We start from the raw sequence: 13,269 nt of genomic DNA, 5'->3' as shown, positions 1-13,269 counted from the left end.
TTATGAACGATTTTCCAGTTATTCAACATATTATTCAATCGCGCCGTACTACCAAACCTTTTATGATGAACGGCCGGCAAATTCCGGAAGACCAACTAATGGAATTGCTGCACCTGGCCCACTGGGCCCCTACGCACGGCCTGACTACGCCCTGGCGCTTTATGGTATACGCCGGCCAGAAAGTACCCGAATTTTGCCAGCAGCACGCCAACTTGTACCAGCAACACATACCCACCGGAAAGTTTGTACCGGAAAAATACGAAAAATTAAAAGCCATGGGCGACCGGGCGTCGCATGTGCTCATTGCCGTAATGGAGCGGGGTAATCTGCCCAACATACCGGTGTTGGAAGAAATTGCCGCTGCCTCTTGTGCCGTACAAAATGTTCTGTTGGGGGCTACCGCGTTGGGCATTGCTACTTACTGGGGTTCTGGCGGCATGGCTTACCACCCGGCTATGAAAAACTTCTTAAACTTAAAAGAAGAAGATCTGGTACTGGGTATTATTTATTTAGGGTATTCTGATAAACAAATGACCGGCCGGAGGCTGAACCGCATCGAAGAAAAAATTACCTTAATCAAATAAAGCGGTAAAGTTTTACAAGCAAATAATTAAACCAGTACTTATTTTATTGGGTTTAGCTAGCCAAATCAGGGATTTAACCAAATAATTTCGGGATTGATAAACTTAATTAAGCGTAAAATTCTGGGGCAATGTAAATTCCCGGACTTTTATCTTAATCTGTTCAAGCTTTGATTGATTTTAAATTGCCCAGCACCCGCCGGCCCTTAAATGCCTTGTTTTTTAGAATAAGAAGATATGGCTTTCTCTTAATTTACCTTTGCCTCTTTTTGGCTTTAACCGGTTGCGGCGACGACTCAATCCTGGACCCTACTTATAAGGTTTCGGGCATTATTACCGATGAATTTACCCAACAACCGCTGGATAACGCTCTGGTACAATTGCACGAAGATATGGCAGGGCCTTTTATGGGTTCAAAGGTAATCCGGGAAGTAACCACCAACCATACGGGGCAATATGATTTTAAATTTGAGTGGAAAGAAGGACCTTATAAAATTGTCGTAACCCGCCCACAGTACGGCTATTTTAAGTTAGTAAAAGGCACCGGCCCTTTGCCGGACCGGTACGTTAATTTTCGTTCCTTGGATGGCTACCCGTTTAAAAAATCAGAGAAAATAGATTTTGCCATGGAGGCTTATGGTACATTGCAAATCAAAATAAAAAACACCGGCTCGGCCAGCCACGACGACGTACTGAATCTGCAACTGGAAAATATCAGAAAAAATCTGCCTACATTTATACACCAACCCATACGGGGCCAGCAGGAACAAAACCTGGAGCTAACCGACGTAGCCGGTAACCACTACGTCAGGCTAAAATATGCTGTAACTGCAGGTGGTGTAACCAAAGATTTTAAAGACTCAATTTTTATTAAACCTTTTGTGGATAATATATTTGAGTTGAATTATTAAACTGCTGCTTACCGCTTAAATGCCTCTTCCTTAAACTATAGTGCAGCCAATGCCGTCTGTAGCTCGGCAATAATTTCTTCCGGTTCTTCTACGCCTACTGATAACCGGATAACCCCCATGGTAATCCCCAGGGCATCGCGCTTGGCCGGATTTAAAGAGCGGTGAGAGGTACGTACCGGATGCGAAATAGAAGTACTCACGCCGGCCAATGAAGGCGCAAACGGAATAGTAGGTAAACTTTGCATAAATTTATTTACCACGGCTTCCTCGTCGGGTAAGGCAAAAGACAACATGCCGCCGCATAAGCCATTTCCTTGCTGCAGGGCTAACTGGTGCTGCGGGTGGGTGGCCAAACCCGGATAATACACGCGGTTTACCTGCTTTTGTTCTGTTAGAAATTGAGCTATGGTTTGGGCATTGCTGCAATGTTGCTTTATACGCAAGCGCAGGGTTTTTAAGCCTCTAACGGCCAGCCAACTTTCAAAAGGACTCAGGTTTAAGCCAAAGTGCATCATAATTCCGCGGGCACGCTGGGCATCGAATTCGGTTTTGGCTATTACTACGCCGGCGGTTACATCGCTGTGACCCGCCAAATATTTGGTTACGCTGTGTATTACCACATCGGCACCTAAGGTTAACGGCCGGGTAATTACCGGCGAAGCAAAGGTGTTATCGATAATTAATTTAATATTTACGCTGGTACAGGCAGCGGCTAACCGGGCAATATCTACCACTTGCAGCAAAGGGTTACTCATGGTTTCGGCCAAAAGCAATTTGGTATTAGCCTGGCAATAGGGCTGCAGGTCGTACAGGTTTTCGGAGGGCACAAACGTCAGGGTTATGCCTAGCCGGGTTAATTCCTGGTTTAGTAATACCGCCGAACCGCCGTAAATTTCTTCGGCACAAAGCACGTGGTCGCCGGCCTGGCAATACAGCATAATGGCGGTAAAAATGGCCGACATACCCGAAGAGGTTACCACCGCCCCGGCACCTTGCTCCAGCTTGCTTACTTCTTCGGCCAGTTCGTTACCATTGGGGTTGCTGTACCGCGCGTACATATACTTTTGGCCCGGCGCTTCAAAATATGCTTCTAATTCGGTTAAGTCATCGAAGGTAAAAACCGAGGTTTGGTAAATGGGCGTTACTTTAGGTTTAATGGGTAAATGCGACTGCGCCATGCTGATAACGTTAAAAGGAGTTGGGCAAAGGTAAAAAATAGCGACAGGATAAGAAAAATAAAAACGGCTCCTGGTTCAGCATTTTCCGTAAGGTTACTTATTTAAAACGATTCGTACCGAGGGCGACGGCGGCGCATTCGTCTATATATTTCGTTAAACTACCGGCACCTGGTTATTCAGAATAAATTAAATGCTTTATTTTGGCAAATGTTTCCTGTAAAAGCATCGGCTGTAATTACCCACGTGGCTGGCTGGCTTCTTTTCTTAAGCCTGCCCTTGCTGTTTATCTCGGGCCGGGCCGAAGAAAATATTGATTATACTTTCCTGTTTTCGCCTTATTACTGGGTATTTTGCCTTTCTTTTATTTTCCTGTTTTATTTTAATACTTACTTTCTGATTCCCCGGTTATACCTGTCCGGCCGGTACCTGGCTTACGGGTTGGTACTTTTGCTGCTTTTTGTGGCTTTCTATTTTCTACGGCCTTTCAATACGTTTATTCGTGAGAGTCAAATCCGGTTCCGGCCCAATACCACGGCCACCCGGCCAGCCCGCGAGTTTCGTCCACCACCAGATTTTAACCGCCAGCGTCGCTCGCCACCCCGCCGTAACGTTCAAAGAATTGACTTAATTAGTTTTTTCCTGTTTATCCTGGTTACTACCATGGGCCTGGCCATTCAGATTGCCCATAGGTGGCGCGAAACCGAACGGCGGGCCGTACAAGCTGAAGCCGACAAAGCTAATGCCGAACTATCTTTTCTGAAAGCCCAGATTAATCCGCATTTTTTATTTAATACGCTAAATAATATTTATGCTTTAGCCATTACCCAAAACGAAAATACCGCTGCCGCTATTCTTAAATTATCGAATATTATGCGGTACGTTACCGATGATGTTACCCAAAACTTTGTTAGTCTGGCCAGTGAGGTAGCTTGCATCCGGGATTATATTGATTTGCAAAAACTCCGGATTGGCGATAAAGTGGTGGTAAATTTTATGGTAACGGGCAATCCGGAGCATAAAAATATTGCGCCTTTAATTCTTATGACCTTTATCGAAAATGTATTTAAATACGGCATCAGCAAACACGAGCCCGCCAATATTGATATTTCTTTAACCGCTGCGCCCGACCGCATCTAGTTTTATTGCCAGAACAAAATATTCTCGTCTTCTTCGCCGACCGAAAGTACCGGCATTGGCTTAATAAATACCCGCCAGCGGCTAAACTCTTTGTACCCCAACCAACACGAGTTAAACATAACCCAAACCCCCGATACCTTTACCGTACAGCTCACGTTACAGGGATAGTGTTTAGTATTTAGCTTTCAGTTTGTAAATCAATATAATCAAGAATCATAAATGCTATAACAGAACATATCTCTTAATATCGGTATAAAGTTCACGTAATCTAAACCCTCTAAAAACTAACAACTAATAGCTAACCACTAACAACTAAAAAATGAACTTGCGCTGCGTTGCCATTGATGATGAGCCGCTGGCCCTGGAAATAATAAAGGCTTATGCCTCTAAATTTCCGGTGCTGCAAATGGTACAAACTTTTGAGGATGCTATTGCGGGTGCCGAATTTTTAAAAAGCACATCGGTAGATTTGTTGTTTATTGATATAAATATGCCCGACATTTCGGGTTTGGATTTGGTACGGGCCCTGCCGGTTAAACCCATGGTAATATTTACCACCGCCTACAAAAACTTTGCCTTTGAAGGTTTTGAACTGGAAGCCCTGGATTATTTGCTGAAGCCGATTGATATAGAAAGGTTTGGCCGCGCCGTACAAAAAGCTTTGGATTATTATACCTACAAAAATACCCCCAAACCCGAAGTAAACGAAAGTATATTTGTGTACTCAGAATACCGGCTGGTAAAAATAGATTTAAAAGATATTTTATACATCGAAAGCCTCGAAGATTACATTAAAATTAATGTTACCGGTAGCAAACCTATTCTGACCTTAATGCCGCTCAAAAAAGTACTCGAAAAACTTCCGGCCGATAAATTTAAAAGAATTCACCGCAGTTACATTGTACCGGTAGCGCAGGTAAAATCTATCCTGAACCGTAAACTGCTTTTAGATTCGGGCAAAGAATTACCTATCAGCGACAGCTACCTGGGTGCTATAAAAGAATGGTTTGGGAATTAGCTGTTTCGGGGTATGCAACATAAGCTTTAAACCATAGATTCTCCTGGCAGCAAGCTTCTGGAACAAGGTTTTGGCATTCTGATAAAATGACCGCAGCTTTATTTTCCGGTTAAGAAAGCAGTTAAGGAGATTGGGTATTGTATGCTGGTTTGACCTACAGTCCAGCCGCCTGATAAGTCAGGATATCGGTGCCTTGCATCTCTTTAACAATATCTTTTACGTTGCTGACTTCTAAAACAGAACTATTATTATAATCCCGGCTGTACGCGATAAAATCGCCATTGCTGGTTTGCTGGTCTACCACATAAATATGATATAAATTGGGGCCGGAAGCGAGTGAAATAATTACCTTTCGTCCGACTTTTAATTCTGCAGCGATGGTCTGGTAAAGCTCTTCCAGCGGAAAATCATTTCCCCTTGGTTCTGGGAATTGCTGTTTAAAGGTAATGCCTGCTATTATTCTACCATTATAATCCTGAAAAGAACCGGTTGACATGGTACTTAAATCGTCTTGCATTTGGTAAAAATCCGGTTCTACCTTTTTATAATATTTTAGTATCATTTCAATGGCAGAAGGAATGCAAGTCATGGGGTAAACCTGCTTATGCTTTTGCACCGTTTCATAAAAAGATGCTGTATTTACCCCGGCACTATTACTAATCTGAGCGTTGTTATTACATCCCGAAAGTATAAAAGTTAAACCTAGCAGGTATCCTATAAATCTAAAACCTAAGAGTTGCCTGGTCATATAATTTAATCAACCATTTAAATAAAATATTGACTTGATCGCTCGCTGTAGCTCCAATCTCCCCTGAAATAATTAGCAATAATAAGGTTATTATTTTTGAGTGTGCATAGCGTTTCCTCAAAAGTATTTCCAGTCGCCATTGGTGGTGTTATCAACGCCAATCTATTAGCTTTCATCTAACTACCTGCCGATGAAAAACACACGGCAAGGGCACTCTTTTATGAGATTTTCAAAACGCTAAACAGATTCTTTATTTTCAGGAGTTTCGCCCAACTAACAAATCATTATTTCTTATAGTCCATTACCAGAAAATTAGGCATAATACCGGCGGGTGAAAATACACCGCAGGGCGGCTTTGGAAAAAGTTCTGATCTCATTAAAATGCCTCAAACATAAAGCTTAAAACAAAAAAGCCTTTCACATTGCTGCAAAAGGCTTCTTTTAAATTATTTATAAAAAGATTATACGGTAATGGCTTCGGCTAAAACTATAATTTTATTGTTTAACACCTCTACTACCCCACCGTCGACGTTAAAGTATTGGTTACCGCTGGCAGCAGTAACCCGTATCCGGCCGTTTTCTAAAGTACTAATTAACGGCGCGTGGTTATTTAATACTTCAAAAGAACCTTGGGTGCCCGGAAACTGCGCCGAACTCACTTCGCCTTCAAATACTTTTTTATCGGGGGTAATTATTTCTAAGTACATGTTTACAATGTGCTAATTACTAATTGTGCTGATGCAGTAATTATGAAAATTAGCCCATCAGCACATTAGCAAATTAATTAATTATTTTGTTTCGGCCATTAACTTCTCACCTTTGGCAATGGCATCATCGATGGTACCAACCAAGTTGAAGGCTACTTCGGGTAAGTGGTCTAACTCACCATCCATAATCATGTTAAAGCCTTTAATGGTATCTTTAATATCTACCAGCACACCTTTTAAACCGGTAAACTGCTCGGCCACGTGGAAAGGCTGCGATAAGAAACGCTGTACCCGACGCGCGCGGTGTACGACCAAACGGTCTTCTTCTGATAATTCGTCCATACCCAAGATGGCGATAATATCTTGCAATTCTTTGTAGCGCTGCAGGGTTTCTTTTACGCGTTGGGCTGTGTTGTAATGCTCATCGCCTAAGGTTTGAGCATTCAAAATCCGGGACGTTGAATCCAATGGATCCACCGCTGGGTAAATACCTAACTCTGCAATTTTACGCGAAAGTACCGTAGTAGCATCTAAGTGAGCAAAGGTTGTAGCCGGAGCCGGGTCAGTTAAGTCATCCGCCGGTACATAAACCGCTTGCACCGAGGTAATAGAACCCCGTTTGGTAGAAGTAATCCGCTCCTGCATGGCACCCATTTCGGTAGCCAGCGTTGGCTGGTAACCTACCGCCGATGGCATCCGGCCTAAAAGCGCCGATACCTCAGAACCCGCCTGCGTGAAACGGAAAATATTATCGATAAAGAAAAGAATATCACGACCGGCACCGGTTCCATCACCGTCGCGGAAGCTTTCGGCTACGGTTAAACCCGATAACGCAACCCGGGCACGGGCCCCTGGCGGTTCGTTCATCTGACCAAATACTAAGGTTGCTTTAGAGTCTTTCAGGGCTTCGGCATCTACTTTAGATAAATCCCAGCCGCCTTCTTCCATCGAATGTTTAAACTCTTCGCCGTATTTAATTACGTCTGATTCCAAGAATTCGCGCAGTAAATCGTTTCCTTCGCGGGTACGCTCACCTACGCCGGCAAATACCGACAGACCACCGTAAGCTTTGGCAATATTGTTTACCAGCTCCATAATCAATACAGTTTTACCTACCCCGGCACCACCAAACAAACCAATTTTACCACCTTTTACATAAGGCTCCAGTAAGTCGATAACTTTGATACCGGTATATAATACTTCCGAAGAAGTAGCTAAATCTTCAAAACGGGGGGCATGGCGGTGAATAGATAAACCACCAGTGCTTTGGGGTTGGGCAATACCATCAATGGCTTCGCCAACTACGTTAAATAAGCGACCTCTTACATCATCGCCGGTAGGCATAGTAATAGGGCCACCCAAGTCTTCTACTTCGGCGCCACGGGTAAGGCCATCGGTAGAGTCCATAGCGATGGTACGTACCCGGTCTTCGCCAAGGTGTTGCTGGCATTCCAGAATAATTTTCTGACCATTGCCTTTGGTAACCGCCAGCGCATCCAGGATTTTTGGTAATTTAGAGTTTTCACCCGAGAAGCTAACGTCCACCACCGGACCAATAACCTGGGTAATTCTGCCAATATTTGCCATTAGAATTTATTATAGTATTTGAATACAGTTCGTTTTCAGGGTGCAAAAGTAATTTATAATTTGCTTAATTCAAACGGGTAAGGTTAAAAGTTTTTATTTCCAAAATCACCTTCATTTTTATAATTAAACCAAATCTTTACAAAAACCTTAAACCTTGATTTTTAGCAAGATAATTCTTTTTCTTTTACGGCTTTAAAAATAATCTGCCGCCTATATGTATAACTGGTTTGTTTGTTGCCTCACCTGGTTCATTTCCTTACCATGGTGCTGTTGGCGGTTGCCAGCCGCCAATATTAAGCTAAATTCATTATTTATTTGTAGTGCAACTGTAAATACCTTTTAAAAGAGCCACTTTTACCGAATAGTTTAAGGGCTTTAAACTGGTTTAAAGTATATTGGCGTTTACAGATAATTATTTATTGCCCCAACATTTTACTTACCACATGCTTTTATTCCGGAATTTTAGAAAATCTTATGGTTCTGATTTAATATTATCCATTCCGGATTTAACAATACCCGCCGGCATTCACTGGATACAAGGGCAAAATGGGTCGGGTAAAACTACTTTGTTTAAAGCACTGGCGGGGTTGGTGCCTTACCAGGGCGATATATTTTTAGAACCGGATCTGCATTTAAAGCAACACCCTATTTTACACCGGCAATATATTAGTTTTGGCGAAGCCGAACCTTTATACCCGGGTTTTATAACGGGCACCGAATTGGTAAATTTATTCCAGTCGGCCCGGCAAGCCGCTCCCACGCAAGCTGCTGAATTAATGCGTTATTTCGGAGCCGATTATTTAGCCAAACCCGTAAGCACTTATTCATCGGGCATGCAAAAGAAGCTTTCGCTGATACTGGCTTTTATTGGTAAACCCCAGATCATTCTACTGGACGAACCTTTAATTACTTTAGATACCGCTACCGTAGAATTGGTTTACCGCCTAATTTTAAACTACCAGCAACAATACCACACCAGTTTTCTGGTATCGTCGCACCAGGATATTCCAATGCCGCAATTGCCGATTAAAGCTAGCTGGCGGGTACAAAACAAAACCCTCGTACGCTTACCGGAATAAACATGGCGGCTTTAAACCCAATATTATCAAAAGTGGTGGTACACCAATTTTATCGCCAGAATGCCGGCTTTTTCCTGGTTGTATTTTTTCTGGCTTTTGGTATTCAGCAGCCGACTACACTTTTAATCAGTCCGAATTTTTTAAGCGGGGCTATTGCTTCACTTTGGTTTGTAGCCGGAATATTGAGCTTATTTACCTTGTATTACCTTAAGTGCTTCAATTTTATATCTAAAACGCTGGCGCTGCCCGAAAACGAATTCTTGTACGTAGCGGGTTTATTTTCCCGGCCCCATTTAGGGCTAGCCTTTGCCCGCGTTCACTGGCAGCTCTTTTTGCCAGCCCTGGCCTATACCTCTTTAATGGGTTTTTATGGCTTTATTACCGGGTACCTATTGGTATTGTTAACCGTAGTACTGTATAATTTAATAGCGCTTGTATTTACCGCCTACTTCTTTAGCCAACAAATCAGGAAAACGCTTCGGGCCACGCCCCCACCCAATTTCTTTACCCACACCGAACGCAAAATATTGGCTAACCCCGTCTGGTGGCCCCTACGGCATTTATTCCGGCAGGAAAAAGTAATGTTGGTTTTAACCAAAATATTGTCGGTAGGTATCTTGTACGCTTTTATGGTGCTGTACCCTTACCAGATTTATAGTATGCGGCCCACGCAGGTTGGTTTTTTAATAGCGGTAATAGCTCATTGCATGCTGTTCCGGCAAATAGTGGTATTTAACGAAACCAGCTTAGCCTTTCTGCGTCAGTTGCCCCTTAAATTATATCAGCGTTTTCTCCGGCAGGTTTTACTGAGTGCGGTGCTTTTATCTCCCGAGATAATATTGGTTTTAAAATTCACCTTTTATGTTGCTGCCCTGCTGCCCTTGCTATCCCTGGTCGGTTTTGGTCTTAGCTTGTTTACGCTTTTTCTGGCCTTACTATACGCTTTTAACTTGCGGCAGGAACCTTATATAAAGACCGTGTTCTTTTTATTTATCGGTTTTACCTTGCTGTTGTTACTCTCGCCACCGCTTTACCTGGTGGCAGGCTTTGTATTGGGAGTGGCTTTGCTGCTGTTCCACCAAAACTATTATCACTTCGAACCGCCACAAGATTAACCGGTCGGTCTTTATTCTAACGCTGCGCTTTTACTGGTTTTCAGACTACTGGGCCTACGCCCTTCGGTTATGGAGCGTCAAAGCTTTACAGGTAGAATACTAAAAAATCAGTACGCCGCCTGGATTATGGGCTGAACCTAGGCGTTGGTTACCTCGTTGGTCCGGCTTTGCTTACCGCCACTTATTCCTGGGGCTTAGCCAATACTTACCCTAAATACAAAGGCAATAATAGCAGTAACGACGAAAAAATTCGGAACAAAGGCCTGGGTTTGGCTTTAACCTTTTATTTTAAGTAAAAATATTCCCAGCCATTGGCCTAAACAGATAACATAAGAGTAATATTTAAATTTAGCGCAAAGCCTAACCGCCAGATGGTTGGGCTTTGCTGTTTTGGTTCTGGCCTCAACAATCTTTTTTAGCTTTTGGCCGGTTAATTTTGCAGTAACCCTGGTAAAGCTAAACAGTGTTGGGGCAAGGTTCGCCTCATGGTATTTTAAAAGCAACTTTAACCGCATGAGTTACAAAGCACTGTATATTCTTACCAACCAGACAACCCTCATCAATAATTTTCATTGGTTAGAGCAGAAACGCATGGTTTATTTTATCAGCTTAACTTCAATAAATCTTTGCTTAATATAAATACTAGCGCATCTCTTGGCCCCGGCGCATCCCTGAAAATGCTTGCCTTTTTTGCCTTACCAAAATGTAGATGGGTTACCCGGCTGGCCGGCTTTCCGACTCAACCGTGAGAAATTAAAATTATTATTAAGCGGTTAAACCAGAATTCTCTAATTTTGCGCAACCAAAACCAAAAGAGCTACCTGGTGGAACAACAGCTAACAACCGTAGAAACAGCCAAAAAATTAGGGCTACTTCCCGAAGAATTCGAAAAAATCAAAAATATTCTGGGCCGCACACCCAACTTTACCGAGCTGAGTATTTTCTCGGTTATGTGGTCGGAGCACTGCTCTTACAAAAATTCCATTGTGTGGCTGAAAACCTTGCCTAAGAAATCGAGCCGTATGCTGGCCGAGGCCGGCGAAGAAAATGCCGGCCTGGTAGATATTGGTGATGGTTTGGCTTGCAGCTTTAAAATTGAATCGCATAACCACCCGTCGGCCATTGAGCCTTACCAGGGTGCGGCCACCGGCGTGGGTGGTATTAACCGCGATATATTTACCATGGGTGCCCGCCCGATTGCGCAGTTAAATTCATTGCGTTTTGGCAACCCCAACAGCGAAAAAACCAAGCGTTTATTAAGAGGCGTGGTTAAAGGCATCGGCGATTACGGCAATGCCTTTGGTATACCAACTGTAGGCGGCGAATTATATTTTGATGAATGCTACAACGTAAATCCGCTGGTAAATGCGTTCTCGGCGGGTATTGTAGAAGTAGGCAAAACTGCTTCTGCTATTGCCGAAGGCGTAGGTAACCCGGTATTTATTGTGGGTTCGGCTACGGGCAAAGACGGTATTCACGGGGCAACCTTTGCTTCCGAAGATATTACCGCTGCTTCCGCCGAAAAACTGCCCTCGGTACAGGTAGGCGATCCTTTTCAGGAAAAATTATTATTAGAAGCTACCTTAGAAGTATTAGAATCAGGTTGCGTAGTGGGCATGCAGGATATGGGCGCGGCCGGTATAACCTGTTCCACTTCCGAAATGAGCGCCAAAGGCGAAAGCGGCATGGAAGTATGGCTTGATAAAGTACCTACCCGTCAGGCCAACATGGTACCTTTCGAAATTTTATTATCGGAAAGCCAGGAGCGCATGCTGATTGTGGTAAAGAAAGGCGAAGAAGATAAAATATTAAAGATTTGCGACAAATGGGATTTGTACTGCGCCCAGATTGGAGTAGTTACGGATACCAAGCGTTTAAAATATTATATGCACGGCGAGTTGGTAGCCGATGTACCTGCCGAGGATTTAGTATTGGGAGGCGGCGCACCAGTTTACCACCGTGAGTACCGCGAACCAGCATATTTTAAAGAAGCCCAAAAATTTAACATCGAACAGGTAGCCGAACCGCAAGGTTTAGCCGAATACCACCAGATCGCCGAATTTTTAGCCAGCCATCCCAATATTTGTTCGCGCCGTTGGGTGTATCATCAATACGACTCGATGGTAGGAACGGCCACCATGACCACCAACTGCCCCAGCGATGCCGCCGTGGTTAAAGTTAAAGGCTCCGATAAAGCCATTTCGATTACCGTAGATTGCAATAGCCGCTACGTAAACGCCAACCCCGAAGAAGGCTGCGCCATTGCGGTAGCCGAAGCGGCCCGGAATATTGTTTGCTCCGGCGGCGAACCGGTAGCTATTACCAACTGTTTAAACTTTGGTAACCCGTACGTGCCGGAAGTGTACTGGCAATTTGTAGGCGCTATTAAAGGCATGAAAAAAGCCTGCGAAAAATTTGAGACACCGGTAACCGGGGGCAACGTGAGTTTCTATAACCAGTCTTCCGATGAAGGTCCGGTATTCCCGACCCCAACCATTGGTATGTTGGGCATATTAGAGAACAAAGAACTGGCTACTACCCTGGCCTTCCAAAACGCCGGCGATTTAATATATTTGGTGGGTGCGGCTCAAAACGATATTAATTCATCAGAATATCTTTATTCTTACCACAGTGTAAAATTATCGCCGGCACCGGCCTTTGATTTAGAAACCGAGTACCAGGTACAAGCCGCTACTAAAAAACTGATCCGGGAAAAGCTGGTGCAATCGGTACATGATGTAGCCGACGGTGGTTTGTACATTACGTTGCTCGAATCGGCTATGCCCAATGATTTAGGCTTTGAAATTACGACCGATGCCGCGTTCCGGAAAGATGCATATTTATTTGGCGAGAGCCAGAGCCGCATTGTGGTTTCAGTTGCGCCCGATAAAAAAGAAGCTTTTGAAGCGGCTTTAAACAGCCAACAAACCACTTTTACGCACTTGGGTACAGTAACTACCGGCAACTGCCAGATTGATGGCGAAGCGTTCCCGGCGACTGCAAAAATTAAGTTTCTGTACGACACTGCGTTAGAGAAAATCATGAATTAATTTCAAAAAAAATTAATTTTAGATTTTGAAAAAGAAAAGTTCGCCGTATATTTGTGCCACCAAACGATAAGCGAATGGAAAATTGTCCGATGGTGTAACTGGCAACACGTCTGATTTTGGTTCAGAAGAGTCCAGGTTCGAAACCTGGTCGGACAACT

At 43.6% G+C, this 13,269-nt stretch carries 13 protein-coding genes and 1 tRNA gene; 9 read left to right on the top strand and 5 right to left on the bottom strand.

Going from position 1 to position 13,269, the window contains the following annotated elements; genetic code table 11:
- Positions 1-2 precede the first annotated feature (2 nt).
- Positions 3-584 (top strand): nitroreductase family protein, encoded by a 582-nt coding sequence (locus ACO1R6_RS20165; RefSeq protein ID WP_486266909.1) that lies wholly within the window; start codon positions 3-5, stop codon positions 582-584.
- A 167-nt stretch (positions 585-751) separates the two neighbouring features.
- A complete protein-coding gene (locus ACO1R6_RS20160) occupies positions 752-1,492 on the top strand; it encodes a carboxypeptidase-like regulatory domain-containing protein (protein ID WP_486266908.1) in 741 nt (246 codons plus the stop codon).
- A 35-nt stretch (positions 1,493-1,527) separates the two neighbouring features.
- Here ACO1R6_RS20160 and ACO1R6_RS20155 read toward each other — a convergent pair whose 3' ends face one another.
- Positions 1,528-2,670: a trans-sulfuration enzyme family protein gene (locus tag ACO1R6_RS20155; protein ID WP_486266907.1), complete on the bottom strand. Its 1,143-nt coding sequence runs from the start codon at positions 2,668-2,670 to the stop codon at positions 1,528-1,530.
- Between the two features lie 207 nt (positions 2,671-2,877).
- Between ACO1R6_RS20155 and ACO1R6_RS20150 the strand changes: the two genes are divergently transcribed.
- Entirely contained in the window at positions 2,878-3,807 is a 930-nt protein-coding gene (locus tag ACO1R6_RS20150) for a sensor histidine kinase (RefSeq protein ID WP_486266906.1), read from the top strand.
- A gap of 2 nt (positions 3,808-3,809) precedes the next feature.
- Here ACO1R6_RS20150 and ACO1R6_RS20145 read toward each other — a convergent pair whose 3' ends face one another.
- Positions 3,810-3,962, bottom strand: coding sequence for a hypothetical protein (locus tag ACO1R6_RS20145; protein WP_486266905.1), 153 nt, complete (start codon positions 3,960-3,962; stop codon positions 3,810-3,812).
- 164 nt (positions 3,963-4,126) lie between these two features.
- On the opposite strand from ACO1R6_RS20145, the gene ACO1R6_RS20140 reads away from it, so the two are divergent.
- On the top strand, positions 4,127-4,825 hold the full coding sequence (locus ACO1R6_RS20140) for a LytR/AlgR family response regulator transcription factor (RefSeq protein WP_486266904.1): 699 nt from the start codon (positions 4,127-4,129) through the stop codon (positions 4,823-4,825).
- 154 nt (positions 4,826-4,979) lie between these two features.
- Here the strand turns inward: ACO1R6_RS20140 and ACO1R6_RS20135 are convergent, their stop codons facing one another.
- From ACO1R6_RS20135 to atpD, 3 genes are all read right to left on the bottom strand, one after another.
- Positions 4,980-5,573, bottom strand: a complete 594-nt coding sequence (locus ACO1R6_RS20135) for a hypothetical protein (protein ID WP_486266903.1) — start codon at positions 5,571-5,573, stop codon at positions 4,980-4,982.
- A gap of 461 nt (positions 5,574-6,034) precedes the next feature.
- Entirely contained in the window at positions 6,035-6,280 is a 246-nt protein-coding gene (gene atpC, locus ACO1R6_RS20130; protein WP_486266902.1) for an ATP synthase F1 subunit epsilon, read from the bottom strand.
- Between the two features lie 81 nt (positions 6,281-6,361).
- Positions 6,362-7,867, bottom strand: a complete 1,506-nt coding sequence (gene atpD / locus ACO1R6_RS20125; RefSeq protein WP_486266901.1) for a F0F1 ATP synthase subunit beta — start codon at positions 7,865-7,867, stop codon at positions 6,362-6,364.
- 395 nt (positions 7,868-8,262) lie between these two features.
- Between atpD and ACO1R6_RS20120 the strand changes: the two genes are divergently transcribed.
- From ACO1R6_RS20120 to ACO1R6_RS20100, 5 genes are all read left to right on the top strand, one after another.
- Entirely contained in the window at positions 8,263-8,946 is a 684-nt protein-coding gene (locus tag ACO1R6_RS20120) for an ABC transporter ATP-binding protein (protein WP_486266900.1), read from the top strand.
- A gap of 2 nt (positions 8,947-8,948) precedes the next feature.
- On the top strand, positions 8,949-10,061 hold the full coding sequence (locus tag ACO1R6_RS20115; protein ID WP_486266899.1) for a hypothetical protein: 1,113 nt from the start codon (positions 8,949-8,951) through the stop codon (positions 10,059-10,061).
- A 167-nt stretch (positions 10,062-10,228) separates the two neighbouring features.
- Positions 10,229-10,357, top strand: a complete 129-nt coding sequence (locus ACO1R6_RS20110) for a hypothetical protein (protein WP_486266898.1) — start codon at positions 10,229-10,231, stop codon at positions 10,355-10,357.
- 498 nt (positions 10,358-10,855) lie between these two features.
- Positions 10,856-13,111 carry a phosphoribosylformylglycinamidine synthase subunit PurL gene (gene purL / locus ACO1R6_RS20105; protein ID WP_486266897.1) on the top strand — a complete coding sequence of 752 codons (2,256 nt, stop codon included), beginning with the start codon at positions 10,856-10,858 and terminating at the stop codon, positions 13,109-13,111.
- Between the two features lie 83 nt (positions 13,112-13,194).
- Positions 13,195-13,267 (top strand) — tRNA-Gln (locus ACO1R6_RS20100).
- The last annotated feature ends 2 nt before the right edge of the window (positions 13,268-13,269 follow it).

The sequence above is a fragment of the Adhaeribacter sp. genome (assembly GCF_057359045.1).
This window is presented reverse-complemented; position numbering and strand designations above follow the sequence as displayed.

Bases quoted from the DNA above. Each gene is read 5' to 3' on its own strand.
- ACO1R6_RS20165 (WP_486266909.1), top strand. From the start codon at position 3: ATGAACGATTTTCCAGTTATTCAACATATTATTCAATCGCGCCGTACT.
- ACO1R6_RS20155 (WP_486266907.1), bottom strand. From the start codon at position 2,670: ATGGCGCAGTCGCATTTACCCATTAAACCTAAAGTAACGCCCATTTAC.
- ACO1R6_RS20150 (WP_486266906.1), top strand. From the start codon at position 2,878: ATGTTTCCTGTAAAAGCATCGGCTGTAATTACCCACGTGGCTGGCTGG.
- ACO1R6_RS20140 (WP_486266904.1), top strand. From the start codon at position 4,127: ATGAACTTGCGCTGCGTTGCCATTGATGATGAGCCGCTGGCCCTGGAA.
- ACO1R6_RS20135 (WP_486266903.1), bottom strand. From the start codon at position 5,573: ATGACCAGGCAACTCTTAGGTTTTAGATTTATAGGATACCTGCTAGGT.
- atpC (WP_486266902.1), bottom strand. From the start codon at position 6,280: ATGTACTTAGAAATAATTACCCCCGATAAAAAAGTATTTGAAGGCGAA.
- atpD (WP_486266901.1), bottom strand. From the start codon at position 7,867: ATGGCAAATATTGGCAGAATTACCCAGGTTATTGGTCCGGTGGTGGAC.
- ACO1R6_RS20115 (WP_486266899.1), top strand. From the start codon at position 8,949: ATGGCGGCTTTAAACCCAATATTATCAAAAGTGGTGGTACACCAATTT.